The sequence below is a fragment of the Paenibacillus glycanilyticus genome, from assembly GCF_023715145.1.
Taxonomy (GTDB): Bacteria; Bacillota; Bacilli; order Paenibacillales; family Paenibacillaceae; genus Pristimantibacillus; species Pristimantibacillus glycanilyticus_A.
In genome coordinates this window covers 1-24,234 of the sequence record NZ_JAMBNP010000022.1, presented here as the reverse complement: position 1 = coordinate 24,234, position 24,234 = coordinate 1, and the positions used below count along the sequence as shown (strand labels likewise).

At 50.1% G+C, this 24,234-nt stretch carries 27 protein-coding genes, 2 tRNA genes and 1 rRNA gene; 8 read left to right on the top strand and 22 right to left on the bottom strand.

Going from position 1 to position 24,234, the window contains the following annotated elements; all coding sequences use genetic code 11:
- Window positions 1-16: 16 nt before the first annotated feature.
- Window positions 17-814 (top strand): flagellar motor stator protein MotA, encoded by a 798-nt coding sequence (motA, locus tag M3194_RS30175; protein ID WP_251657882.1) that lies wholly within the window; start codon window positions 17-19, stop codon window positions 812-814.
- Window positions 801-1,619, top strand: coding sequence for a flagellar motor protein MotB (motB, locus tag M3194_RS30170; RefSeq protein WP_251657824.1), 819 nt, complete (start codon window positions 801-803; stop codon window positions 1,617-1,619). Before motA ends, motB begins: the two co-directional genes overlap by 14 nt.
- Before the next feature lie 108 nt (window positions 1,620-1,727).
- Here motB and rluF read toward each other — a convergent pair whose 3' ends face one another.
- The 3 genes from rluF to M3194_RS30155 are packed head-to-tail and all read right to left on the bottom strand — an operon-like array spanning window position 1,728 to window position 5,074.
- Window positions 1,728-2,429: a 23S rRNA pseudouridine(2604) synthase RluF gene (gene rluF / locus M3194_RS30165; RefSeq protein ID WP_251657823.1), complete on the bottom strand. Its 702-nt coding sequence runs from the start codon at window positions 2,427-2,429 to the stop codon at window positions 1,728-1,730.
- A gap of 6 nt (window positions 2,430-2,435) precedes the next feature.
- Window positions 2,436-3,182 (bottom strand): NAD-dependent epimerase/dehydratase family protein, encoded by a 747-nt coding sequence (locus M3194_RS30160; RefSeq protein ID WP_251657822.1) that lies wholly within the window; start codon window positions 3,180-3,182, stop codon window positions 2,436-2,438.
- A 17-nt stretch (window positions 3,183-3,199) separates the two neighbouring features.
- Window positions 3,200-5,074, bottom strand: a complete 1,875-nt coding sequence (locus M3194_RS30155) for an ATP-binding protein (RefSeq protein ID WP_251657821.1) — start codon at window positions 5,072-5,074, stop codon at window positions 3,200-3,202.
- A 214-nt stretch (window positions 5,075-5,288) separates the two neighbouring features.
- Between M3194_RS30155 and tadA the strand changes: the two genes are divergently transcribed.
- Complete coding sequence (gene tadA / locus M3194_RS30150) at window positions 5,289-5,759, top strand: tRNA adenosine(34) deaminase TadA (protein WP_251657820.1); 471 nt, start codon at window positions 5,289-5,291, stop codon at window positions 5,757-5,759.
- Here tadA and M3194_RS30145 read toward each other — a convergent pair whose 3' ends face one another.
- The gene (locus M3194_RS30145) at window positions 5,760-5,951 is read right to left on the bottom strand and encodes an aspartyl-phosphate phosphatase Spo0E family protein (RefSeq protein WP_251657819.1); all 192 of its coding nucleotides are present in this window, start codon (window positions 5,949-5,951) and stop codon (window positions 5,760-5,762) included. It lies immediately after the preceding gene.
- A 284-nt stretch (window positions 5,952-6,235) separates the two neighbouring features.
- Between M3194_RS30145 and M3194_RS30140 the strand changes: the two genes are divergently transcribed.
- Window positions 6,236-6,313 (top strand) — tRNA-Arg (locus M3194_RS30140).
- Window positions 6,314-6,422: 109 nt separating this feature from the next.
- On the opposite strand, the gene M3194_RS30135 is transcribed toward M3194_RS30140, so the two are convergent.
- A complete protein-coding gene (locus M3194_RS30135; protein WP_251657818.1) occupies window positions 6,423-7,145 on the bottom strand; it encodes an MBL fold metallo-hydrolase in 723 nt (240 codons plus the stop codon).
- A gap of 171 nt (window positions 7,146-7,316) precedes the next feature.
- On the opposite strand from M3194_RS30135, the gene M3194_RS30130 reads away from it, so the two are divergent.
- From M3194_RS30130 to M3194_RS30120, 3 genes are all read left to right on the top strand, one after another.
- Complete coding sequence (locus tag M3194_RS30130; RefSeq protein ID WP_251657881.1) at window positions 7,317-7,646, top strand: low molecular weight protein tyrosine phosphatase family protein; 330 nt, start codon at window positions 7,317-7,319, stop codon at window positions 7,644-7,646.
- A 455-nt stretch (window positions 7,647-8,101) separates the two neighbouring features.
- Window positions 8,102-8,365, top strand: a complete 264-nt coding sequence (locus M3194_RS30125) for a hypothetical protein (protein ID WP_251657817.1) — start codon at window positions 8,102-8,104, stop codon at window positions 8,363-8,365.
- Window positions 8,366-8,744: 379 nt separating this feature from the next.
- On the top strand, window positions 8,745-9,266 hold the full coding sequence (locus M3194_RS30120; protein WP_251657816.1) for a DinB family protein: 522 nt from the start codon (window positions 8,745-8,747) through the stop codon (window positions 9,264-9,266).
- A gap of 4 nt (window positions 9,267-9,270) precedes the next feature.
- Here M3194_RS30120 and M3194_RS30115 read toward each other — a convergent pair whose 3' ends face one another.
- The 3 genes from M3194_RS30115 to M3194_RS30105 form a co-directional block, all read right to left on the bottom strand.
- Window positions 9,271-9,936 (bottom strand): methionine ABC transporter permease, encoded by a 666-nt coding sequence (locus M3194_RS30115; protein WP_251657880.1) that lies wholly within the window; start codon window positions 9,934-9,936, stop codon window positions 9,271-9,273.
- Window positions 9,926-10,711, bottom strand: a complete 786-nt coding sequence (locus tag M3194_RS30110; RefSeq protein WP_251657815.1) for a methionine ABC transporter ATP-binding protein — start codon at window positions 10,709-10,711, stop codon at window positions 9,926-9,928. The genes M3194_RS30115 and M3194_RS30110 overlap by 11 nt, the downstream gene beginning before the upstream one ends.
- A gap of 105 nt (window positions 10,712-10,816) precedes the next feature.
- Window positions 10,817-11,584: a glycosyltransferase family 2 protein gene (locus M3194_RS30105; RefSeq protein WP_251657814.1), complete on the bottom strand. Its 768-nt coding sequence runs from the start codon at window positions 11,582-11,584 to the stop codon at window positions 10,817-10,819.
- Between the two features lie 132 nt (window positions 11,585-11,716).
- Between M3194_RS30105 and M3194_RS30100 the strand changes: the two genes are divergently transcribed.
- Window positions 11,717-13,045 (top strand): nucleotide sugar dehydrogenase, encoded by a 1,329-nt coding sequence (locus M3194_RS30100; protein WP_251657813.1) that lies wholly within the window; start codon window positions 11,717-11,719, stop codon window positions 13,043-13,045.
- Window positions 13,046-13,101: 56 nt separating this feature from the next.
- Here the strand turns inward: M3194_RS30100 and M3194_RS30095 are convergent, their stop codons facing one another.
- The 14 genes from M3194_RS30095 to rrf form a co-directional block, all read right to left on the bottom strand.
- Window positions 13,102-13,527, bottom strand: coding sequence for a NucA/NucB deoxyribonuclease domain-containing protein (locus M3194_RS30095; RefSeq protein ID WP_285889657.1), 426 nt, complete (start codon window positions 13,525-13,527; stop codon window positions 13,102-13,104).
- 42 nt (window positions 13,528-13,569) lie between these two features.
- Window positions 13,570-14,295 (bottom strand): DsbA family oxidoreductase, encoded by a 726-nt coding sequence (locus M3194_RS30090; protein ID WP_251657812.1) that lies wholly within the window; start codon window positions 14,293-14,295, stop codon window positions 13,570-13,572.
- A gap of 34 nt (window positions 14,296-14,329) precedes the next feature.
- Entirely contained in the window at window positions 14,330-15,394 is a 1,065-nt protein-coding gene (locus M3194_RS30085) for a hypothetical protein (protein WP_251657811.1), read from the bottom strand.
- Between the two features lie 131 nt (window positions 15,395-15,525).
- Window positions 15,526-15,675: a small acid-soluble spore protein P gene (locus M3194_RS30080; RefSeq protein WP_251657809.1), complete on the bottom strand. Its 150-nt coding sequence runs from the start codon at window positions 15,673-15,675 to the stop codon at window positions 15,526-15,528.
- Window positions 15,676-15,697: 22 nt separating this feature from the next.
- Window positions 15,698-15,874: a hypothetical protein gene (locus tag M3194_RS30075; RefSeq protein WP_251657808.1), complete on the bottom strand. Its 177-nt coding sequence runs from the start codon at window positions 15,872-15,874 to the stop codon at window positions 15,698-15,700.
- 12 nt (window positions 15,875-15,886) lie between these two features.
- A complete protein-coding gene (locus M3194_RS30070; RefSeq protein WP_251657807.1) occupies window positions 15,887-16,231 on the bottom strand; it encodes a hypothetical protein in 345 nt (114 codons plus the stop codon).
- A 247-nt stretch (window positions 16,232-16,478) separates the two neighbouring features.
- Window positions 16,479-16,567 (bottom strand) — tRNA-Ser (locus M3194_RS30065).
- Window positions 16,568-16,646: 79 nt separating this feature from the next.
- Entirely contained in the window at window positions 16,647-17,930 is a 1,284-nt protein-coding gene (gene serS / locus M3194_RS30060) for a serine--tRNA ligase (protein WP_251657806.1), read from the bottom strand.
- A 35-nt stretch (window positions 17,931-17,965) separates the two neighbouring features.
- The gene (pdxT, locus tag M3194_RS30055) at window positions 17,966-18,553 is read right to left on the bottom strand and encodes a pyridoxal 5'-phosphate synthase glutaminase subunit PdxT (RefSeq protein ID WP_251657805.1); all 588 of its coding nucleotides are present in this window, start codon (window positions 18,551-18,553) and stop codon (window positions 17,966-17,968) included.
- Window positions 18,554-18,584: 31 nt separating this feature from the next.
- Window positions 18,585-19,466 carry a pyridoxal 5'-phosphate synthase lyase subunit PdxS gene (pdxS, locus tag M3194_RS30050; RefSeq protein WP_251657804.1) on the bottom strand — a complete coding sequence of 294 codons (882 nt, stop codon included), beginning with the start codon at window positions 19,464-19,466 and terminating at the stop codon, window positions 18,585-18,587.
- A 178-nt stretch (window positions 19,467-19,644) separates the two neighbouring features.
- Complete coding sequence (locus M3194_RS30045; protein ID WP_251657803.1) at window positions 19,645-20,931, bottom strand: D-alanyl-D-alanine carboxypeptidase family protein; 1,287 nt, start codon at window positions 20,929-20,931, stop codon at window positions 19,645-19,647.
- A gap of 237 nt (window positions 20,932-21,168) precedes the next feature.
- Window positions 21,169-22,626 carry an IMP dehydrogenase gene (gene guaB, locus M3194_RS30040; RefSeq protein WP_132312688.1) on the bottom strand — a complete coding sequence of 486 codons (1,458 nt, stop codon included), beginning with the start codon at window positions 22,624-22,626 and terminating at the stop codon, window positions 21,169-21,171.
- Window positions 22,627-22,792: 166 nt separating this feature from the next.
- Window positions 22,793-23,983 (bottom strand): enhanced intracellular survival protein Eis, encoded by a 1,191-nt coding sequence (locus M3194_RS30035; protein WP_397334396.1) that lies wholly within the window; start codon window positions 23,981-23,983, stop codon window positions 22,793-22,795.
- 125 nt (window positions 23,984-24,108) lie between these two features.
- Window positions 24,109-24,225: ribosomal RNA gene (rrf, locus tag M3194_RS30030) — 5S ribosomal RNA — on the bottom strand.
- Between the last annotated feature and the right edge of the window lie 9 nt (window positions 24,226-24,234).

The window sequence follows — 24,234 nt, the reverse complement described above, 5'->3', positions numbered from 1 at the left end:
CTGGACGGGGTGCATGATGAAAAATTCCACAATAATCGGTATTATATTAGGACTTGTAGCGGTACTGGTCGGCATGACGCTGAAGGGTGCCGCTCTTAGCAATTTGTTGAATCCCGCCGCTTATATGATTATCGTCCTCGGGACCATTGCTTCTGTTATGATCGCCTTCCCGATGTCGGAGCTGTCCAAGGTAGGCAAACTGTTCAAAATCGCATTCAAGGAACAACCGCTCATGCCCCGCGAGGCGCTGATCGAGAGCTTCATGGAGTGGGCTTCGATTACCCGCCGTGAAGGCCTTCTTGCTCTGGAAGCCAAAGTCGATGATATTGAAGATACTTTTCTCCGCAACGGCATGCGCATGATTATTGACGGCAATGACCAGGATTTTGTTCGCGATGTCCTGCTTGAAGATATCTCCGCAACGGAAGATCGCCATAAAGCCGGTGCATTGATCTTCACGCAAGCCGGCACCTATGCTCCAACGCTTGGTGTGCTTGGTGCCGTAGTTGGTCTGATTGGCGCGCTTGGCCACATGGATGATATGGAGACGCTTGCCCACTCCATTGCCGGCGCGTTCATCGCCACACTGCTTGGTATCTTTACGGGCTACGTGCTGTGGCATCCGCTCGCGAACAAATTGAAGCGTCTGTCCAAGAAAGAAGTACAGCTTCGCCTGATGATGGTGGAAGGCCTGTTATCGATTCAATCGGGCGTATCGACTATTGCGATTAACCAGAAGCTGTCTGTATTCCTCACCCCAACGGAACGGGCGGCTATGAGGGAGAAGGAGGCTGGCGCCGGTGAAAAAGCGTAAGCACGACGACCACGATGAGCATATTGACGAATCCTGGCTTATCCCTTATGCCGATCTGCTGACGCTGCTCCTTGCTTTGTTTATCGTATTGTATGCGGCGAGCTCCACGGATGCCAGAAAATTCGAACGGATGAGCGAGGCGTTCAGCGCGGCTTTTAATACCGGGGCCGGCGTGCTCGACAATCCGGCGATTATTAAGTCCGGCGAAGAGTCCCAGCAAAAAATCGATGACGAGAAGAAGACCAATACCGATCAACACGAGAATACGGAGTCCAATCTTCAAGAGCTGATCAAGAAGGAACAGGAAGATCTGGAGAAGCTGAAGAAGCAGCTTGATCAATATATTAAGAAGAACGGCTTGTCCTCCGATCTGGAGACCAAGCTTAATCAGTCCCAGCTTATGATTACGATCAGCGACAACGCCTTGTTCGCATCCGGCAGCGATGCCCTCAAATCAGACTCGATTGAGCTGGCATCGGCGATCTCCAAGATGCTCGAGCCGTATACCGGTTACGAGATTGTCGTATCCGGTCATACCGATAATCAGCCGATCCGGACGCAGTCCTTCAAATCCAACTGGGATCTCAGCTCCTCGCGGGCGATCCGTTTCATGGACGTACTGCTCGAGAATAACAAGCTGAAGCCGGAAAGGTTCAGCGCTATCGGTTACGGCGAGTACCGTCCGGTCGCTTCAAATGATACAACCGCAGGACGCGCAGAGAACCGCCGCGTTGAAGTATCGATTATTCGTAAGTATGTCGATTCTGGCAATGCTCAGCAAATTCCCGCTACGCCAAAGCAGTAACTACTATCGATGCCATTGGAAGTTGAGCGATTGCATGAAATGAAGTTAAGCAAATCCCCTGATCTGACGATCAGGGGATTTCTATTTTGACCCGGCTCCTGCAGCTAGCTAGGAAGGTCTATAGTCGAGAGAATCAAACAACTCCGCTTTCTCGGCATCCGTCAAATCCCGCCACTTGCCCGTAGGCAATTGGCCAAGATGAATATTCATGATGCGGACGCGCTGAAGCTTCCTTACATGATAGCCAAATGCCTCGCACATCCGCCGGATCTGCCGGTTCTTCCCTTCGGTCAGAACAATCCGGAAGACGCGTTCGCCTGCTCTTGTCACTTGGCAAGGCAGCGTCATGCTGCCGAGTATACGGACTCCGCTCGACATCCCCTTCACAAACTCGGCCGTAATCGGACGGTCAACGGTGACGATATACTCCTTCTCATGCTTGCCCTCCGACCGGAGAATCGGATTCACCACATCGCCGTCATTGGTCAGCAGGATCAACCCTTCCGAGTCCTTGTCCAACCGGCCGATCGGGAAGATCCGCTCCTTATGCCCTACAAAATCAACAATATTGCCGCGGATATGCAGCTCCGTTGTGCTCGTAATGCCAACAGGCTTATTCAGCGCAATGTAAACATGCTGCTTCTGCTCCCCGATCCGTCGGCCGTCGATCCGTACATCATCGCCAAGCTCTGCCTGGCTGCCCAGCTCTGCCTTGACTCCGTTAATCGTAACGCGGCCGCTGTCGACCAGCTTATCCGCCTCACGCCGCGAGCAGTATCCCGTCTCGCTAATAAATTTATTAATACGCACGAAAATTCACCCCGTAGTCTGTGCTGCCATTTCCGCTATGCGATCGGAGGAGTACGTATAGACAGCAGGCTGTCCTCCCGCGCTTCTCTCCATTGCCTGCTCCAGCATGGCTTGCTTCGCTGCTGTCCGCATCGCTTTGGCGACGGCTTCGCCAGCAATTGGACGGTATGGCCGAAGCGAGCCTACCATCCCCCATTGTACTGCCTTCGACACCGCCGCGCCAATGGTTTCACCAAGGCGGAATGATTGGCGCGAGCCAAGCAGCAGGGACGGCCGGAAGATCCGAATGGATTCCATCGGAATAAGGGCCAGCTGCTCCTCAAGCTCGCCTTTTACCCGGTTATAGAAGAATGTCGATGATGACGAGGCTCCCATTGAGGTAATGACCATATAATGCCTTGCCCCTGTATGCCCCGCCCATTCGGCGAGGCCAAGCGGATAGTCATAGTCCACCTTGCGGAACGCCTCCTGGGAGCCCGCCGTCTTGATCGTGGTCCCAAGCGTGCAGTACACCACGTCAACGGACACATCATCCAGCGCTTCCCACATCCGGTCGAAGTCCGCGATAATAACGCGCAGCTTCGCTCTTACTTCCGGATCCATCTCGGTCTGCCCAAGCGGCCGCCTGGCTAATATCGTAATGGAATGACAGGCCGGATCATGGAGCAGCTGCGCCAGCAGCGCCGATCCAACAAGTCCCGTAGCTCCCGCAATCAAACAGCTATATGTACAAGTGTCTGCATTGTTGTCCATTGACGGATGATTCCCCCTCAGCCGACATTTGCGTTCTGACCATTTAATCCTTCACCTAGTATACCGTTCGTATTCCCTTCTTTCAAAGCGGGCAGCGTAATCGTAATGGTTGTTCCAACGTTAACCTGGCTCTTAATCTCCATCAGGCCATGATGGCTGTGAATAATCCGCTGGCTGATCATCATGCCAAGTCCGGTGCCGCTTTCCTTCCCGGTGAAGAACGGGTTGCCGATCTTCGGAATCATTTCCTCCGGAATGCCGATCCCTTCGTCCGTAATCGAGATCGTAATCTGATCATTCTTCGAGGCCATGTGAGTATGTATTCGACCTCCGGACGGCATCGCTTCGATCCCGTTCTTGAGCAAATTAATAAATACCTGCTTAAGCTGATTCTCCTCACAGGAAACAAGGCAGGTCGCCTCGGTAAAAGAAGTCGTAAACGTCACATTATGCAAATGTCCTTCACTGTCGATCAGCGACAGGACGCTTCGGAATACATCCCTTACATCCTTCGTCGCAAACCTTGTCGCCTGCGGCTTCGCCAAGATCAGAAATTCCCCGACAATCAGATTGATCCGGTCAAGCTCGGACAGCATAAGTCCCGTATGCTCCGGATTCATCTTTCCGGTATGCTGCTGCAGCTGGAGGAAGCCGCGAAGCGTTGTAAGCGGATTGCGTATCTCATGCGCAACGCCCGCAGCCAATTGGCCGACCGTCGTCAGCTTCTCAGAACGGCGCAGAAGCTCTTCCATCCGGTTCCGGCTTCTCATATCGCGGGTGATGCTTGCGTAAGCCTGAATGACGCCTTCCGTGTCGCGTATTGGCGATATGGTGACGCTGACCGGAATAATCTCGCCGCTTTTGGTCATTCGGATCGTTTCCTGGGCTGGCAGTACCTTGCCCTCCTGCAGAGATTGGATGATCAGCCGCATTTCCCCCCTGTGAGTATCCGGTACCAGCTCAATCTCGGCGCCGAATACCTCCTCCGAGGTATATCCGAACAGCTGCTCAAACGCGGTGTTGACTTGAATGGTCTTGCCCTGCAGATCCACCACATGAATGGCATCGCTCGTATGATCGATAAATGACTGCAGATACTCCTTCATCTGCCGGTTATCCTCAAAGGCCTGCCGCAGCTTCTCCATGTAGATGCTTAAATTCTGGGACATGGCATTAATCTTGAGCGCCAGGAGGCCGAATTCATCCTTGCCTCTAACCTTAATCGCCGTCTGAAAGCGGCCAAGCGATACTTCATTAACCTTCCATAATATCGCGTTCAGCGGCCTGAGCATAAATCCGGCTAGCAGATAGCTGCTGATGAGCACAAATAGCAGGATAATGCCGGCATACGTGAACGCATCCATTCGTTTCACGCTCATTATCTGGTTATATTCCTCGCAGTTGTACACCATGCCAATCACGTACGGAGCAAGAGTAGGATCGCTGTAATAGCTCTTAATATATTCCATGCCGTTAAGGCTCGCCTCGCGTACTTGGAAGCCTTTCTCGGCAGCCTGCCACGCATAGACCATATCCGCGGCTTCATCCCGGATGGTGTAACTTCCGAACAGCACCTTATCGTCGGACATGACAGCGGACGAATCCGGACGGAATACGGTTACTTCCTTCAAATCCGGGTAAAGCTTCATTAATACCCGCTGCATTTCGTTGGGCTCAAAATCCGGGTCCTCCCGGAAGGACGCGGAAGCGGTCGACCACCCGGGATGCTGCTCGAAGGATTCGGAAAGCTTGGCAGATGCCTGCTTCATCAGACGCTCCATCTCTTGATTCATATTGCGAAGTGCGGCATATTGGTCCAAAATAACGATAAGGATAAACATCGCCAGAACAATCATAAATATGTAGATGGAAAACTTGGCTTTAAAAGACACTGGCTTCGCACATCCTTTAAATCGGGTAGTAGTTATCCACAAGTTATTGACATTATCAACAACTAATCCACATGCCCATAGAATAGTTTGTGTGTAGTTTTGGGGACATTCTATTAGTTATCCACAATTTTATCCACTACATGTTAACAACAGAATATCTGTTCGATGAATAAATACGATTTTGTTCGCTTTTATCGTTAAATTGGAGGGTAATATGATTCGAGAACAAGAAGATCAGGCCTGGATGCAGCTCGCCATAGAGGAAGCCAAAAAAGCCGAGCAAATAGGCGAAGTACCGATCGGCGCAATCCTTGTGAAAGACGGGGAAATTGTCGGAAGGGGCTATAACTTGCGGGAGACTAACCATGATCCGACTGCGCATGCCGAAATGGTCGCTATTCGTGAAGCTTGTGAGCGGCTTGGTGCATGGCGGCTCTTAGACTGTACGCTGTACGTCACACTTGAGCCTTGTCCGATGTGCGCAGGCGCCATTGTGCAGTCCAGGGTGAAACGGGTTGTATACGGAACGGGCGATCCTAAAGCAGGCTGTGCTGGCACCTTAATGAACTTGCTTCAGGAGCCCCGTTTCAATCATGAAACAGAATTAACAACCGGCATTCTGCAGTCCGAATGCGCCGAGCTGTTAACTAATTTCTTCAGAAATTTGAGAAATAAACGAAAATGACTATTCGCTTCTGCGAACGGCAGAACAGGCAACTTCGTTACGTTGGATATATTGCAGAGCTACAATCAATTGATCAGCTTCTTCGCTAATCGCTAGAACATCGGGGTCTGTCAGGCTACCGCGTGCCTCTGCTATTTCATGAAGCTTCAGCCGCAGCGATTGCAATTGTATAAGCAGATCAGTTTTGTCCATAATCGCTTTGGGGCACGCTCCTTATATGCATGGATGTAGGTATAAAATTATTATACGCTTTCTTCAATTGACTGTTTGTAAAAACCTGTCGACAAGGAATCACAATTTTCAGGCATGATTCGACACGAATTAGACCAACAGTACTAAATTACCATCTTTTGTGTGAGTCGTCTAGATGTTTCATACTCGTTCATATATTTCTTTGATATAAAATCTGACATATTCTAGACGGAACGAGGGCGTTGCATGTTCCAACCCTCCCATGCTAAAATAAACCATACTGCGCGCCCGTAGCTCAGCAGGATAGAGCGACAGTTTCCTAAACTGTGCGTCGCGGGTTCGAATCCCGCCGTGGCGCGCCATACCAATGAACTTCCAGAACCGCACGACAAGGTGCGGTTCTTTTGTTTATACGTAGTCATATTAAAAGCAAAAACGCGCAAATCAGCGCGTTTTTTGTATTGGAAGAACTTATATCCCTTCCGTCAGAGCAGCAATTCGCCCTTTTATATCCCCTTGAAGCATTCCGCCATGATAGCAAATGACGGTTTTAATATCATACTCTTCGTACTTCTTCAACGACTGTAGCGCGGTTGCCATATCTGGCGTTACCGCCTCTCTAGGGCCTTTCAGCTCTCCGTTATCGATCACCATCGAGTCGCCAGCGATCAGCGTCTTGCTTGGCTGATGGTAGAGGCTGACGTGCCCCGGCGTATGGCCCGGCGTGTGAAGAACCGTAACTCCGCCGGCGAACGGAAGAATCTCTCCGTCTGCCATTAAGCGGTCCACGTTGGAGCTTGGCTTAAGAAAGGCCGCTTCAAACTGTCTGCGCGCCTCCTCCGGAAGCGATCCGAGCAGAGTAGCCAGTCTTTCGGGAGATACCTTGATCATTGGCTGCTTCCCGTCGATAACCGCTTTATCATCCTCATGGGCGTAAACAACAAGCTCCGGGTTATCCGACTTGAATGCCGGAAGCCCCCCAATATGATCGATATCCTGATGAGTCAGCAGAATGGTGCTTAACCGCCGCTCCCCAATGCCCCCCTGCTTGGCAAGCTCTATAATAGCTGAGGCAGAACCAGGCATACCCGTGTCAACGAGCACCCATTCATCCTTGTCGAATATAACGGTCGGGCAGATCGTCATCGGCCCCAAATTCAGCTCCAGCATTTCAATACCTTCAGCAATACGCATTTTACTGCCTCCTTTATGAATAACCATAAATATACGAATAGAGTATAGATCTCTCCGTGTATGCGCGTCAAATCGACGCGTTGACGCCCCCGACCGGCTCATGCCACAATGTGAAGAAACGGACGGCCAAATGATGATGGGAAACGAATAGGCAAAAAGGGAAGTGGTCTTATTAAGCTGCTATTTGTATGCAGCAGGAACAAGTGGCGCAGTCTTACCGCAGAAAAGATTTTTGAAGCCTATAGTGCGTATGAGGTACGGTCGGCCGGAACAGAAGAAAATGCCCGCATTAAGGTAACGGCGGGACATGTCGGCTGGGCTGATGTTATTTTTGTCATGGAGAAAAAGCATCTGAGAAGACTGCAGGCCAAGTTCGCATCCGAATTGATCGGCAAACGGATCATCTGTCTCGGCATTCCTGATGAGTATGCATTTATGGACGAGGAGCTCATTGAACTGCTCAAGAGCAGCGTATCCAGCTATATTGAAGTTCCGGATTAGCCACACACACCCAACCAAGCACTGCATGAACACTCATGCGGTGCTTTTTTATATCCCGCTTCTCCTGGTGAGCATGCTATACTATTACAGATGTTAAAATCATCCAAGTGGGGAGGACTGATCACAATAGAGATAAATAAACGTCTGTTTCAGACTGGACTTGCTCTGTTCATCCCATTCGTCCTCTATATTCTCATCATGAATTATTCTTCCAAACCATCCTATATACTTAGCGTTTATGGCTTAAAGGCGGATGTAATCATAAATCAGATTAGTGACCCTCATCATCTAATTAAAGGGTACAGCTTCGATACCCCCGACTCGCGAGTACAGCTTAAAGGATCTAGCTTATTTGTACTTGTGCGGTCAGGCAACGCGCGGGACATCGTATATGTAAGCGACAGCGTTGAAGGCATTAATGCCTTTCTTGAGAAATAACCTGCCGAGGTGAATTCATGTTCGTACTTATCATTATTGGCGTATTTATCGCCGGACTTATCGCCTACTGGATCTTGCATGAAGTCATTCAAAGCGCTATCGACAACTCCGCGATGGCAAGAAACATTCAGGAGATCCGCGACCACTTGGTTGGCAGCAAGGCCGAAGAGCCTGCTGTGAGCGGTGACGACTACGAGAACTGCCCAGGATGCGATTTCCTGGTGAAGAAGACAGACCGGGTATGTGCCAGCTGCGGATTAGCATTAAGGGACTGGGATTAAGGTCTGGCGATCATTTTTTTGCAGTATGCATAGCAGCCCCCTATCCCGACCATAATACTTTTGACGGTGTGAAGTGAGGTGTGGTTCCATTGTCCAATTTGGTGCAAGAACTGCTGAGGGATCTTAACTAGCCACTTAATGCGATGGAAGCGAGGGGTTGTGCCGCAGAGTACTTCCAAAACGCGTGCCTAACACGTTCAGCCCTAACGGTTCGTGAGTAAGCCGCGCCCGAGTGATTTCAATACGTGAAGTGCGATATGTAAAGTCTCATTCAATCAACACACCGTCGGAGGAGGGGCCTGTAACAGGGCTCCTTTTTCCTATTGAAAAGATTCTTGGCGGGCGGTATACTCCAATTAATTCTAAGGAGGTGCCATTCATGCTCGAACGTCCACAAGCAGGCGAATATAACGAATTTATTAACCGTTATATCAGCCTGGTTCCAGAAGGAAACCTGATTACGCTTCTAGAGGAGCAGCAGGCGGAAACGAACCGAATCCTCTCCGCGTTATCCGCAGAACAAGCCGATTACCGCTATGCCGAAGGCAAGTGGTCGCTTAAGGAAGTTCTGGGTCATGTAACGGACACAGAACGTATTATGAGCTACCGCCTGCTCCGCATCGGGAGAGGCGACAATACCCCGCTTCCGGGCTTTGACCAAGACGTTTATATGGAAGGCGACCCTTTCCACAGCCTCACGATTACAGATCTTCTCGACAATTATAATGCCGTTCGCCTGGCTACCCTCCTTTTACTTAAGCAGTTGCCTGCCGACGCATTCAACCGTACCGGAGAATTTGCGAATCAGTCGCCAATAACAGCACGTGCAATCGCACATATTATATACGGACATGAACGGAATCATCTGTTGATTATTCAGGATCGTTACCTCAACAACTAATTGCTTATTTGCGCTTATCCAGCCGGGAGGCAGCGAAGCTGCCTATCCACTGGACGAGCTGAACGATCACGACCAGAATGACAATACAAGCCACCATCACCTCGGTATCAAACCTTTGATAGCCGTAACGTATGGCTAAATCGCCAATGCCCCCGCCTCCGACCGTGCCTGCCGCAGCGGAGTACGAGATAAAGCTGATGATCGTAACCGTAAGGCCGGAGACCAGTCCCGGACGGGCTTCGGATAACAGAACGCCCCCTATGATATGCTTCATCGGCGCTCCTGAGGCTACTGCTGCCTCAATAACCCCTTTTGGCACTTCCCTCAGACTCTGCTCCACCAGCCGCGCATAGAACGGAATAGCCGCAACAGATAACGAAACCGAAGCGGCCAGAGGCCCAATCGCAGTCCCTACGATCATTCTGGAGAACGGAATTAACGCAACGAGCAGAATGAGAAACGGAAAAGAGCGGACAAGGTTCACGATATAGCTGAGCACGCCGTACAAAAGGCGATTAGACCGCAAATGGCCCGGTGCTGTCAGGAACAGCAGGATTCCGATCGGCATGCCGACGATAACCGCGGCGGAAACCGAGATCGAGACCATCGCACACGTCTGCTCTATCGCTCGTATGATTTCTGCTTTTAAAGCCAGGATGCTATCCACGATAACCCTCCCCTTTCTGCTGGACAGAAGAAGAGGACGACATTTCAGCGGAATCAAACAGAAACCGTCCCAGCTGCGTTACTGGCTTAATCTCCGGATGGTTCATATCCAGCCGCTCGGTAATCTCACCGCTTTCCATTACGGCAATACGGCTGCACAGCCGCCTCGCTACCTGAATCTCATGCGTTACCAGCAGGATGGTTACCTGAAGTTCACGGTTAATTTTCTCGAGAAACTCCAGGATGGACAGGGTTGTAACCGGATCAAGCGCAGAAGTCGGCTCATCGCATAGCAGCACCTTCGGATTGTTCGCAAGCGCCCTGGCGATCGCCACCCGCTGCTTCTGTCCGCCGCTCAGCTGCGCAGGATATTGCTTTGCTTTATCCGCTAGACCCACGATTTCAAGACATTCCTCTACTCTTCTCTTCCGCTCCCGGGAAGGCAGGCCCGCTGCTTTCAGCACAAATTCCACATTGGCCGCGCAAGTCTCATTACTAAGCAGATTATAATGCTGAAAAATCATCCCGATTGACCGTCTCGCCTCCCGCAGTTCCCCTGCGTTTAACCCCGTAAGCTCTTGTCCATCTATGTAAACCTCGCCGGTGGTCGGCAGCTCCAGCAGATTAGCCATCCGAAGCAAGGTGGACTTGCCCGCTCCGCTGAATCCGATGATCCCCTGGATCTGCCCCTTCTCTACATGCAGCGAAGTAGGCTGGACCGCCTCTATCCACTGCCGTCCGGCCTTGTACTGTTTGCTGACTTCTCTAAACGTGATCATATCTTTCTCCTATTATCTTTGTGGCGAACTTGCCCTTATGGTAGCAAACATCAACAAGCGAGGGCAAGCTAAGCTCCCCGAATGAGAAGCTTAGCCGCCCGTCGCTTATTGGGCATTGGAACTCGGGCGCTTCAGCCCAATCGCACGCAGCTGCTGCATGCTTCGGTTTACATGCTTCCGATAAACGCCTGTTTTTCTGATGACGGCGCCTTTCGAGCGCAGCAGATTCTTATCCGTGATCTTCCATGTATGGGAGGTGCGATCCGCCCTGCGCATGGCCGCGAAGTTATAAGGAGACGTCGTGTATACCCGGAACTTCTGCTGCAATGCCCTCTTAATAAACCGGACATCCGAGCCCTGACGGACCTCGGTATTAAAGGATACTTTTTCCAAAACCCGCTTATGGAACATAATCGTGGCCCCGGCGACCTTGCTGGCGGGGGAATACCAGGTGGCGCTTCTCTTCCGCAGCATTAAGGTCGAACGATGGGGAAAATAATAGTATATTTCCAGCTTGCCGACAATATCGGCCTTGCTCGTCTGGAACATCGCCATTGCCTCTGGGATGTAATTGGAACCGTAATAGTCATCATCGTCAAACTTGGCGATATAGTCGTGTTTGGCCTGCGAGGCCGCGTAATTAAGACAGGCACCCAGCTTTGAGCTTTCCGGCATCCGGAAGATCCTCACGTTGGGGTAGGATTTCGCTTTGTTCTGGTATTGCGCGAGTCCGGCTTTATCTTTATTCACAATAATAATCAACTCTTTATTCTCCCAATCCTGACGGGAATAGTTCTGAAACAGTTGATTGATATGCTGGGGCCGCATTGTTGCCGTAATAATCGTAACGCCCCTTGCTTCAGCAGCGCTCATCGCCTTCGCACCCTCCTATAACTTTGTGAAAATGGACATGGCATACGGGCTTATGTCGTGCTCATCTCTAGCAGCTTTTTAATATTTTAGTAGAATAGGATCGCGGTTTTGCGAAAGGAGATAGATAGATCTATGAAGGAAGACCATACGATAGAGGTCATGCAACAAAAGGTCGCGATTATCGGTCTCGGTTTTGTAGGGCTGCCGCTCTCGATGATGTTCGTGCGTAAAGGATTCCATGTAATCGGCATCGATTATGATACTCGGAAAATCTCGGCCATTCAGCAGGGCAAAAGCTACATCCAGGACTTATCCGACACGGATCTAGCAGAGGCTATTCAAACGGGGCGCTGGCAGGTCTCTGCGGACTACGCAGCCTTAACGGGCGCCGATACCGTTATTATATGCGTACCTACCCCATTATCGTCGGACAACAGCCCTGATTTAACATACTTGATCGACACTTGCACAAGACTGTCCCCGCTTCTGACGCCAGGTCAGCTTGTTGTCATTGAAAGCTCCACTTATCCAGGCACAACCCGGGAGGTAGTCCTGCCTTTACTTGAAAAAAGCGGTCTTTCGGTCGGACGGCAGCTCTATATCGGATATTCCCCCGAGCGCATTGATCCCGGGAACACAAGCATGGCGTTCTCCGATATTCCCAAGATCATCAGCGGCATAACAAGCGCCTGCGAAGAGAAGCTCAACGAACTGTACTCGGAGGTGTTTGAACAAGTCGTCTCGGTTTCCTCTACCGAAACAGCGGAGACGGCCAAGCTGCTGGAGAACAGCTACCGGTTCATCAATATTTCGTTCATTAATGAGTTCGCTCAGCTATGCGATCATCTAAACATTAATGTGTGGGAGGTCATTAAGGCCGCGGCAACCAAACCATACGGATTTAGTCCTTTCTATCCCGGACCGGGGATTGGGGGGCACTGTATTCCCGTAGATCCGCTTTACCTCCAATGGAAGGCCGCACAGGCCGGTATAACCAGCCGTTTCATAGAGCTCTCCCAGCAAGTCAATGACAGCTTGCCGGCTTACCTTGCTGACCGGATCGAGGAAGAGCTTCCTAATGGGAATAAGCTGGCCGGTGCCAGCGTCCTCATCTATGGCGTTACCTATAAGCCCGACATCGCGGATGTGCGGGAGTCGGCCGCTCTTCCGATTATTCATACGCTTCTTCATCGAGGTGCGGCCGTGAGCTATCATGATCCGTATGTACCGCAAATCAAGCTTGAAAATGGGGAAATCATGCGAGGCGTCGAGCTGACAGAAGAACAGCTTAAGCAAGCCGACTGCGTGCTGATCTGCACGAACCATGCGGTAATGCCCCATGATCTGATCGCGGGACATAGCCGCTTTATCTTCGATACCCGTCATTCGATATCTCTGGACCCGGCTGCACCAACGACCGGCAAGCTCGTAACCTTCGGTGATGGTACAGCCACCGCATAACGAACAGGCCTTCGCAAATAGCGGACAACCGCAATCTGCAAAGGCCTGTTTTGTTGCTACTTTACTATAAATTCGACCCGGGTTCCGTCCGGGAAGGTATCCAGTTGATTACTTACCCACGCACCGGCCCCGCGGTTATCGGAAGGAGAGATATAAGCAATATCCGCTCCATCTCCGCCTTCCTGGCACATGGCCATCGGCCACTCATCCCGGTCATAGCCTTTTTTGGTCGGAATATCCTTGAGCGATTCCTTCCGATTCTCCTCGGCATTCTCCCGGTCAATCGTACAGATCTTGGACTCGCCGGAAGCCATCGCCTCCTGGATATGCTTTGCCGTCTCCGGATAACGGTCCACCGGGAATTCCAAGGTATAGTCGCTTGCGGAAGCAGGCTCCGCAGAAGGCTGCTCCTGCCATTCGTCGATTCGGGGTATTACATAGATCATAATGGCCACAAATATAAGGGCGAGTAGTTTCTTCAAAGCAAAGCGACCTCCTGCTGCATCTAAAAAAGCCTAATTCCCTTATTTATCGGAGTTAGGAGCGCAGAAACCGTCTGCACAAGCATCGTCCGTTCCGTTCGTTTCACCTTCAGCGCCAATGACAGTAAGCGGCTTGTTTTCCTCCCAAGCCTTCGATACCGCCTGAAGAAAGACTTCGCTTGGTTGAGCGCCGGATACCGCATATTTGCGGTCAATGACGAAGAACGGTACGCCTCGTACGCCCAGTTGTCCCGCTTCCTGCTCGTTTGAGCGAACCTCCTGCTTATAAGCGCTCTCCTCGAGAGCCTTCAGCGCTTCTTCGCGGTCTAGCCCAATCTCCGCAGCCAGATCCGCCAAGATCTCTCTCTTGCCCAAATGCTTCGAGTCCGTGAAATAAGCTTTGAACAAACGCTCCGCCATCTCTTCACGCTTACCGTACTTGGCTGCGAAATGAGTCAGCTGATGCGCATCAAACGTATTGGTCAGCACCATCGTGTCGAAACGATAATCCAGGCCAAGTGTCTTTGCCTGCTGAGTCAGCTGTACATTATTGGAGATCGCTTGTTCGCGGGACATCCCGTATTTATTCGACAAATAATCATAAACGTCAAGCTCAATCTCAACTGGAGCATTTGGATCCAGCTCAAAGCTCTTGAACTCCACTTCCACTTGATCGCCATGCTCGAATTGGCCAAGAGCCTCCTCCAAGCGGCGTTTGCCGATATAACAGAACGGACAGGCAAAATCAGACCATACTTCTACTTTCATGAACAAACACCATCCTTTTTATCGTTTTAAATCGTTATAATCCTAATGGAAGCTGCATCTGCTTCATCAGATCCTCGAATTTCACCGCATCCGTCGGTACCTCGTAGAGAAATTTCGGATTACCATTCAGATCATTATAAGTCATGTCAAAACGGACAGCTACCTTGGACACGCTTCCGCTAGCCTTATCCGTAAGTTCAACATCTACTTTACCCGCTTGGTACGTCAGCAGCTTATCCTTGTTGATTGCCCCTGTCATCGACAGCTCGTTAACCTTGACGTTCTGGTTCAGATAATCAATCTTGGCCGCCTTGACGGAATCCCAATCCGTCTTCATCTTCTCCACATCTTCCTTGGACTTCTTGATTAGTTCCAGATAAGCTTCATTCGATGCGATTACATTTAATAAGTCCGGAATCATTTCGTTAACAATAATCTCCACCGATTGCTTATAATTGCTCTCGTCCATAGTAAACCGGACAACCTGATCCGCTTTTACTTCATCCGGTATGCCGGCATCCTTCGCTTTCACGTTCTTGAAATATGTGTTCTCGTCAAAATGCTTAAGTACAACCGCACCAAGCTCCTGAGCAAATTGCCGCTGCGCTGCCGCGTCAAGCGTGGCTGCTGCCGCACCCTGCTGCTCGGCCAATGTCTTCAAATCCAGTTCCACGAACTTGTCGGCCGCGGATGCCGGAAGCTGAAACATGGGCAATGCCGGCAGCTTCATATACAGCTTCTCTCCCGATACAATCATCGGAATCGTAATGGTTGTCCCGGATAACTGAAGATTAAGCTCCATATCCGTACGCTTGGCCTCTTTTGCATATACCATCTTAATATTCAGCTTGGCGCCTTTAAGCATACCTGTTATCACCGTCGTCATATCGATGCCGTTCTGGTCAGCACCACTACGAGCAGGCCATTCAAGATTATCGATGCCAAGAGACATTTGAGCAGAATAACTGTCCAACTCTCCCATATTTTTCATCGCGTCCTGAAGCGCTTGCTTTGGCGGCGCATGATCCGTACTGCAGCCCGCAATAACAAGAAGAACAGCCATGAGTACGAGAGAAGCGACTTTTTGCACGCTTTTCAATTCCGTTCGTCCCCCTTTATAAACAATACATCCATTCTATAACATCACCCGTCCATTTAGAAGATAATAGCAGCAAAATCCCGTTCCATATGCGGAAACGGGATTTTGTCCATTCAATAGTATGAAGTTCGTTAGCCCTCAGGGTTATTATGCCGCACATGATTTTTTTGCTTGACCTTTTTGGAGCCGGACAGAGGCTCTTGCTGGTGACCGCCGCTTCGACGCTGCCTGCCTCCGTTTTCTTGCCCTTCGGGTACGGGATAAGATTGGGGTTTACTCATGCTGAACGCCTCCTAGCAAAGGTTAACTGCGTTGATGCGTCATATCCGTCGGTTGATCATGATTTAACGCGTCCTGATGGCGTCTGTCATTAGCATCCTGATTCAATTGCTGAGCTTGATGACTGTTAACCGGAGTTTGCGCCAAATCATCCACTACGTTGGACAAATTCTTGTCGAGCGAGCCTTTTGCCTTCGTCATGATTGGTTCCTCCTACGCATGCGTCAACTGATGAAGCGCTTGTGCGCATTCATGCAGGTGACGGGTGTAATCCTGAATGAGCTGCTGCATCGGATCGGTTCGTTCGTCAATCGACACGTTGTTCTTTTCCACGTCAACCACTTCGACCTTCACTTCGCGGCTATCCACATAACATACCTTGAAGTCAAAGGAATAAGCTTGATGTCCTGCCGTGTTAATTGTGACGCGCAGTGCCTTGGGATCCGCTTCATCTGCAAGAACTTCGCAGTTGTCCGCATCCTTTATCCACTCTGGCAAGGTACGCTGCCAAGCAGCCACAAGCTGATTCTGATCAATTTGAAGCTTGTCATTAGCCATTAGTAAAAGCACCTCCACAACCTATAAGATGCGGCAATGCGATTCGAATTATTCGGCTTCGGCCACTCACCTTATCCACAGACTTATCCACATATTCTCCACTTTATTCACAGCGCTGTGTATAAGGCTGGTCAAGGGTTTATGCACAAGTACACAACTTCAGCAGATTATGTTATCCCCAGAAACAAAAAACGCCCGAGACCTAAGTCTCGGACGTATCTTATGTATGTATATGCTGTTTAAAAACTGGCGGAGAGGGTGGGACTCGAACCCACGTGGGCTTGCACCCTAACGGTTTTCAAGACCGCCCCGTTATGACCGCTTCGGTACCTCTCCGTATTAAGAACTGACAAAGACTATTGTACCACAGGCCAAAAACCATAATCAACTGCATTTTTGGCCCATGGTAAATTATTTATGCTCGCGGGTTGATTTTGTCCAGTCCGCCCATATAGGGACGGAGAACTTCCGGAACAATAATCGTACCATCCGCTTGCTGATAGTTCTCCAGGATAGCCGCAAACGTACGGCCTACAGCCAGACCCGATCCGTTCAATGTATGCACAAATTCCGGTTTGCTCTTCGCTTCGCGGCGGAAACGAATGCCCGCACGGCGTGCTTGGAAGTCCTCTACGTTCGAGCAGGACGAGATCTCGCGGTAAGTACCCGCGCTAGGCAGCCATACTTCCAGATCATACGTCTTAGCTGCCGTAAAGCCCATATCGCCCGTGCAAAGCGCCAGTACGCGGTAAGGCAGACCAAGCAGCTGCAGAACCTTCTCTGCGTTAGCCGTCATTTTCTCCAGCTCATCGTACGACTCCTCGGGCTTCGCCAGCTTGATCAGCTCGACCTTATTGAATTGATGCTGACGGATCAGACCACGCGTATCGCGGCCAGCTGCGCCTGCCTCCGAGCGGAAGCATGAGCTGTAAGCGACAAAATACTTCGGCAGCTCTTCATTGGACAGAATCTCTTCCCGATGAAGGTTTGTTACCGGCACTTCAGCCGTTGGAATAAGGAAGTAGTCAGAATCGCTGATTTTGAACAAATCCTCTTCGAACTTCGGAAGCTGGCCCGTACCGATTAAGCTGTCACGATTAACAAGATAAGGCGGCAGCACTTCTTCATAGCCATGCTGGTCACTGTGAAGATCCATCATGAAGCTGATCAGGGCACGCTCAAGACGTGCGCCAAGACCACGGTAGAAGGTAAAGCGCGAGCCTGTTACTTTACCCGCACGCTCGAAATCGAGAATCCCCAGATCCTGCGCAAGGTCGTAATGGGCTTTCGGCTCGAAGTCGAAGGCCGTTTGCTCGCCATGACGTCGAATCTCGACATTGTCTTCTTCCGAAGCGCCTACCGGCACGCTTTCATGAGGCAGATTCGGAATCGACAGCATAAGCTCTTCCACTTGCGATTCGATGACACGAATTTCTTCATCCAGCTCTTTAATCCGGTCGCCAACTTCACGCATCTCTACGATCAATGCTTCAGCATCGCCGCCGGATTTCTTCAGCTTGGCTACTTCCTGGGATACCGTATTACGGCGGTTCTTCAAATTATCTGTTTCAACGAGCAGGTCCCGACGCTTCACGTCCAGCTCCGGAAAACCGGAAATAAGGTCGAGCGAAGCGCCACGGTTGTTCAGCGCCTTCTCCACCTGCTCATATTCGTTACGCAGCCATTTCACGTCCAACACGACAGTTGCCCCTCTCTAATGCTTACGAAGTACCTTTACTTCGAAGTTGTTTTAGTCGCTTCTTTAACCATATCGACAAAATACGCATGCAGACGGTAATCGTCCGTAAGCTCTGGATGGAAGGAGCAAGCGAGCAGATGCCCTTGTCTTGCTGCTACAATCTCATCGTTGTATACGGACAATACGTCAACGCTGCTGCCAACTTCTTTGATGAGAGGAGCACGGATGAACACCGCACGGATCGGTTCGTCGATCCCTTTGATCGGAAGATCCGTCTCGAAGCTTTCACGCTGGCGGCCGAAGGCATTACGCGCTACAACCATATCCATCAGCTCTAGATGCGCATCATCCTGGCCATCAATTTTGTCCGCCAAAATAATAAGGCCGGCACATGTTCCGAAAAGCGGCTTGCCTTGCTTCGAGAACTCCTGAAGAGCTTCGAGGAAGCCGTATTTGCGGATCAGCTTGCCGATTGTCGTGCTTTCGCCGCCTGGAATAACGATACCGTCGAGCTCGGCAAGCTCTTCAATTCGTTTAACGGCGACCGCTTCCGCGCCCGCCGCCTCCAAACTGCGTATATGCTCTGCTACTGCGCCTTGAAGCGCAAGTACACCAATTTTCATCGCCTACACGCCTTTCTATAAATACCGCTTCTTACAGACCGCGGTCTTGCATACGCTCAGCTGCATGCAGCTTCGAAATTTCAATGCCTTTCATTGGAGTACCCAGGTTCTTGGATACTTCCGCGATCAGCTTGTAATCTTTGAAATGCGTAGTTGCTTCAACGATCGCACGAGCGAATTTCTCAGGGCTGTCCGATTTGAAGATACCGGAACCAACGAATACGCCGTCAGCGCCAAGTTCCATCATCAGTGCCGCGTCAGCTGGAGTTGCAACGCCGCCTGCCGCGAAGTTAACAACCGGCAGTTTGCCGCTCTCGCTAACTTGCAGTAACAGGTCGTAAGGAACGCCTAATACCTTCGCTTCATGGTACAGCTCGTCCTTGGACAAGTTTTGTACTTTGCGGATTTGGCCGTTAATCAGACGAAGGTGACGCACAGCTTCAACGATGTTGCCTGTTCCCGGCTCGCCTTTGGTACGAAGCATAGCGGCGCCTTCTTGGATACGGCGAAGTGCTTCACCCAGGTCTTTCGCACCACATACGAAAGGTACGGTAAATTCATTCTTGCTGATATGGAATACTTCGTCCGCAGGAGTCAGTACTTCGCTCTCGTCGATATAATCAACGCCCATCGATTCGAGTACGCGTGCTTCAGTAATATGACCGATACGAGCTTTCGCCATAACCGGAATCGATACCACTTTCATTACTTCTTCTACGATTGTAGGGTCAGCCATACGGGCTACGCCGCCTGCTGCGCGGATATCAGAAGGTACGCGTTCCAGTGCCATAACGGCAGTTGCGCCTGCTGCTTCCGCAATTTTCGCTTGCTCGGCGTTCATAACGTCCATGATGACGCCGCCTTTTTGCATTTCTGCCATGCCGCGTTTTACGCGCGAAGTTCCTGTTTCCATGCTTAGAAATCCTCCTTAAAATGGAGCGCAGCCCCCGCAATGGGGGCTATGCGCTTAATCGCTTATTTAGTTGAAGCTCTCCGCTTACTCTAACCATTTATTTTACAGGATGGGCCATTAATCGACAACCCTTGATTTGCCTTCCCTGGCACGGTTTAGAACAAGTCAGCAACAAGATTTAGAACAAATCCACGATACCGTTAAACAAACTCGAGAAGAAGCTGCCGATACCGCGGAACATCAGCGCGAACCAGCTTGCTTTCTTCACGTCTTTGCTGGCGATGAGATTGACCTTTTTCTCCAGCGCTTTGCCTTGCTCATCGGTATATTTGTACGTTGCCGTACCTACTACTTGGCCGGCTTTGATTGGAGCAACAAGCTCCTCCGGTTTTTTAAGCTCAAAGCCGGTAAGCTCGATCTTCGGCTCAACGCCTTTTTTCACGAGAAGCGAAATGTCGGATTCTGTAATGATCGGAACCGATTTTTTCACACCTTTTTTAATTTTAACCGATTCTGCTTTTTCTACCACGGATTTTGCGGCAACAATTGTTTTCTTCTCCAAGGAGTTGAAAGCGTAGTTGTACATCTTCGCGGTTTCGTTAAAGCGCGCTTCCTTTGACTTCGCGTTCATAACAACGCTGATGTAACGCTGGTCGCCGTGTTTAACTGTACCCGTAAACGTATAACCGGCAGCCGAGATATAACCTGTCTTCATTCCATCAACGCCATCGTAGGCAAAAGCCTTCAGATAGGTGTTGTTCTTGTTTGAACCAAGCATCCAGTTAATATTAGTGATTGGTTTGTCATCGCGAGGGCGGAATTGATATTCTGTCGTAGATGCATACTCCAAAAATTCCGGATCCTGCTTAATAATGATCTGAGCCAGCTTTGCCTGGTCTCTCGCCGAAATCACTGTCGTGTCAGCCAAACCGGTTGCACTTGTATAATGAGCGGAAGTAAGTCCGAGTTTCTGAGCGGTTTCGTTCATTTTATCAACAAAGCCTTGCTCGCTGCCAGAGATAGCCGAAGCCAAAGCAATTGTTGCATCGTTTGCAGAGCCTACAGCCATAGCCATGTAAAGGTCTTTAACCTTATATTGCTCGCCTTGTGCCAAATAAACCTGAGATCCGTCAGGAGGAGTTGATGCCGCTTCCTCGCTAACCGTAATCATTTGATCCCAAGTAAGCGACTTCTTCTTAATTTGTTCAAGGACGATGTATTCGGTCATCATCTTGGTCATGCTTGCAGGAGGACGGGGCTCGTCTGCATTTACTTCATATACAACCTGACCCGTGTCGGCGTCGATCAAGATGGCTGAACTTAACTCAAGGCCAAGGGAGTTTTCCACCCATTCGCCGCCCGGCGTACCTGCTGCGTTTACCGAGGACGTTCCCAAAGATAATGCTACCAAAACTGCTACAAAAGCTACTACAACCGACCGTAATCTTACCGGCAATACTTTCAACGTTTTCTCCCCTTTTCATCCCTAAGTCGTTTGAATTTCATTGTAACACATGGGATAGGTAGAGTTAAACCGATGCTAGAGAATCAACTTTTGGGCATAAGCGGGAACAACTCTACCACTTCTCTTAGCGAATCAACGTTTCAAAGAGATTATGAGTAGAGATTAAAAAAAATTTAGATATAAAAAAGCAGACAAGAGACCTAGTCTCTTGTCTGCCGTTGCCCGTTACCCGTGTAATTACAGCGAGTAGTTTGGAGCTTCTTTCGTAATTTGAACATCATGCGGATGGCTTTCGCGAAGGCCGGAGCCTGTGATCCGGATGAATTGCGTATCGTTACGCAGCTCATCAAGATTTTTAGTGCCGCAATAGCCCATACCGGAGCGAAGTCCGCCAAGCAGCTGATGAACGGTATCAGCAAGAGGACCTTTGAATGGAACGCGTCCTTCAATACCTTCCGGAACAAGCTTGCTCTCGTTCTCTTGGAAGTAACGGTCTTTACTGCCTTCTTTCATAGCGCCAAGCGAGCCCATGCCGCGGTATACCTTGAAGCTGCGGCCTTGGAAAATTTCTGTTTCGCCAGGGCTTTCAGCCGTTCCTGCGAACAAGCTGCCGATCATAATCGCGCTTGCGCCTGCAGCGATTGCTTTTGTAATGTCGCCGGAATATTTGATGCCGCCGTCTGCAATGACAGGTACATTATATTCGCGAGCTACAGTAGCGCAATCGTAGATAGCCGTAATTTGCGGTACGCCAATACCAGCGATAACGCGTGTCGTACAAATCGAGCCAGGACCGATGCCCACTTTAACAACGGATGCGCCTGCTTCAATCAGATCACGAGTTGCTTCGCCCGTTGCTACGTTACCCGCGATGATCGTAAGATCCGGGTACTTAGCACGCAGCTTGCGAACCGCTTCGATAATGTTAATATGATGACCATGCGCCGAGTCAACGACCAATACATCGATACCTGCTTGTACGAGTGCATCTGCGCGGTCAGCCGTGTCTTTGCCGATACCAACAGCAGCTCCGCAAAGCAGACGGCCATGCTTGTCTTTCGCCGCATTAGGGAATTGGATGGCTTTTTCGATATCTTTAATGGTAATAAGACCTTTAAGCGTATTGTTCTCGTCAACGAGAGGAAGCTTCTCGATCTTATGCTTTTGAAGAAGGCCTTCCGCTTCTTGCAAAGTCGTTCCGACAGGTGCCGTTACAAGATCCGTGCGAGTCATTACTTCGTTGATTTTAATCGAATAATCATGAACAAAACGCAGGTCGCGGTTTGTCAGGATACCAACCAGCTTCTGTTCGTTGTCTACGATCGGCACACCGGAAATACGGTATTTGCCCATCAGTTCTTCCGCATCATAAACGTGATGATCAGGTGTCAACGAGAATGGGTTTGTAATAACGCCGCTCTCCGAACGTTTAACACGATCAACTTCTTCTGCCTGCTGAGCAACCGACATATTTTTATGAATAATGCCGACTCCGCCCTCACGAGCTATAGCAATCGCCAAAGCCGACTCCGTAACAGTGTCCATCCCTGCGCTGATCAACGGAATGTTCAGTTTGATGCCTTCGCTAAGTTTTGTAGATACGTCCGATTCACGAGGCAACACAACAGATTTCCGCGGTACGAGCAGTACATCATCGAATGTCAGGCCTTCTTTGGCGAATTTCGTTTCCCACACGAGTAAGTTCCTCCCTTAATTTTGATACCTCTCACGCATATTATTGCAATATTATCAGAGGGGGTAGGGGCTGTCAAGGATGTAAGGTTTATGTGTGGAACGGTTCCCTAATGCAGGAAAGTAAGCCTTTTAATACCCAATAACGGGCAATTTAATTGTTAGCGCTTTAGAAAAAGTCAGGAAGGAACGTTGTTCGTACCGGAACTCTTCTTTCCAATTGCTCCACCAAGCTTCTTTCACCTTGAATTTGTCCGTATCGAAGCAGCTCTGCCGGACGTTTGTACCCCGTCAGTATAGCTGCCAACGCTCCAATTCCTGTACGGATTGGCTCTCCGTTAGTCTCTCCCGATAACCGCTGTACATTCGCAGATCCGTTCGAGGCAATACGAACTTCGAACAACCCTTCATTCCACGGGGCATGCTCATCCTTAATATCCAGTATAAGCGTTGTCTCGGATCCGCTGCTGCTTGGTTCAAAAGGATACTCCTTCAGGAAGGGTTCAACATCCACGATCCGGGCCATGAAATAAGGCTCGATCTCCTGTTTAATCCGCGGGTTGTTCAGCAGATAAGCAAGCCCATCGTCCGCAGCTACCTTAATCTCCAGGCGGTCAATCATAGAATCATGCTGGCCAAGGAAAGACCACAAAGCACCACGCGCTTCCTCTGTCAGATCGATAAACTCGTGCACAAACAGCTCTCTATTCTTCACTTCATAAATCACGTATCCTTGAGGTTCGCCCGCTGTATCCAAAAAGATAACCGTTTGTCCCTTCTTGCGTGATGCAATCCGGTAATTCCACCAGGCTGCGGAGCGGTCCAATGCTCCGTTTACCCGTTTGGCATATTCGATATATATCGGATTAAGCAGCTCATAGCTCTGTTCCGCTCTTTTAATGGTTCCATTGTATTGTGCTCTTGCCGGCAGAAGCCCCGTTTCGATTCGATAGGTCTTCAAATCGGTATAGACTTCCCAGCCAAATTTCCGGTAGAAGCTGATCAGGAAGGGATGAAGAAATGATAAGGTCTGCCCCTTTTCTCTCATCTGCTCAAGAGTATGATGGAGCAGCTCGGCAACCAAGCCCTGGCGTCTATACTCTGGCCAAGTGGATACGCCGGCTATCCCGCCCATTGCGAATCGTTTGCCCCCAATATAGGTATGTAGATCAAGCACGGCCAGTTGAGCGGCCAGCTTGTCATCGATGTAAACCCCCCATCGATCTGTCTCTTCCTTCTCAAAACGTTCTCGGGACTCGGCAAGCTTTACTGCCGGTATCTCATATTGGAATGCAAATTGACTTAGCTCGATCATATCCTCGAACTGCTCCATCGTAAGCAACCGCGTTTCCTTCTTCACCAACATGCTCCTCTCGAATTAGCTTGTAAATATTCACATTATGGCATAGCCGAGCAAGACAGAGCAACGTTAGAAAACAAATAAACACAAAAAAACCTGCCGCAATCATGCGACAGGCTCTTCGTGCTTGGCGACGTCCTACTCTCCCAGGACCCTGCGGTCCAAGTACCATCGGCGCTGGAGGGCTTAACGGTCGTGTTCGGTATGGGAACGCGTGGTTCCCCTCCGCCATCGCCACCAAACGTAAGCGT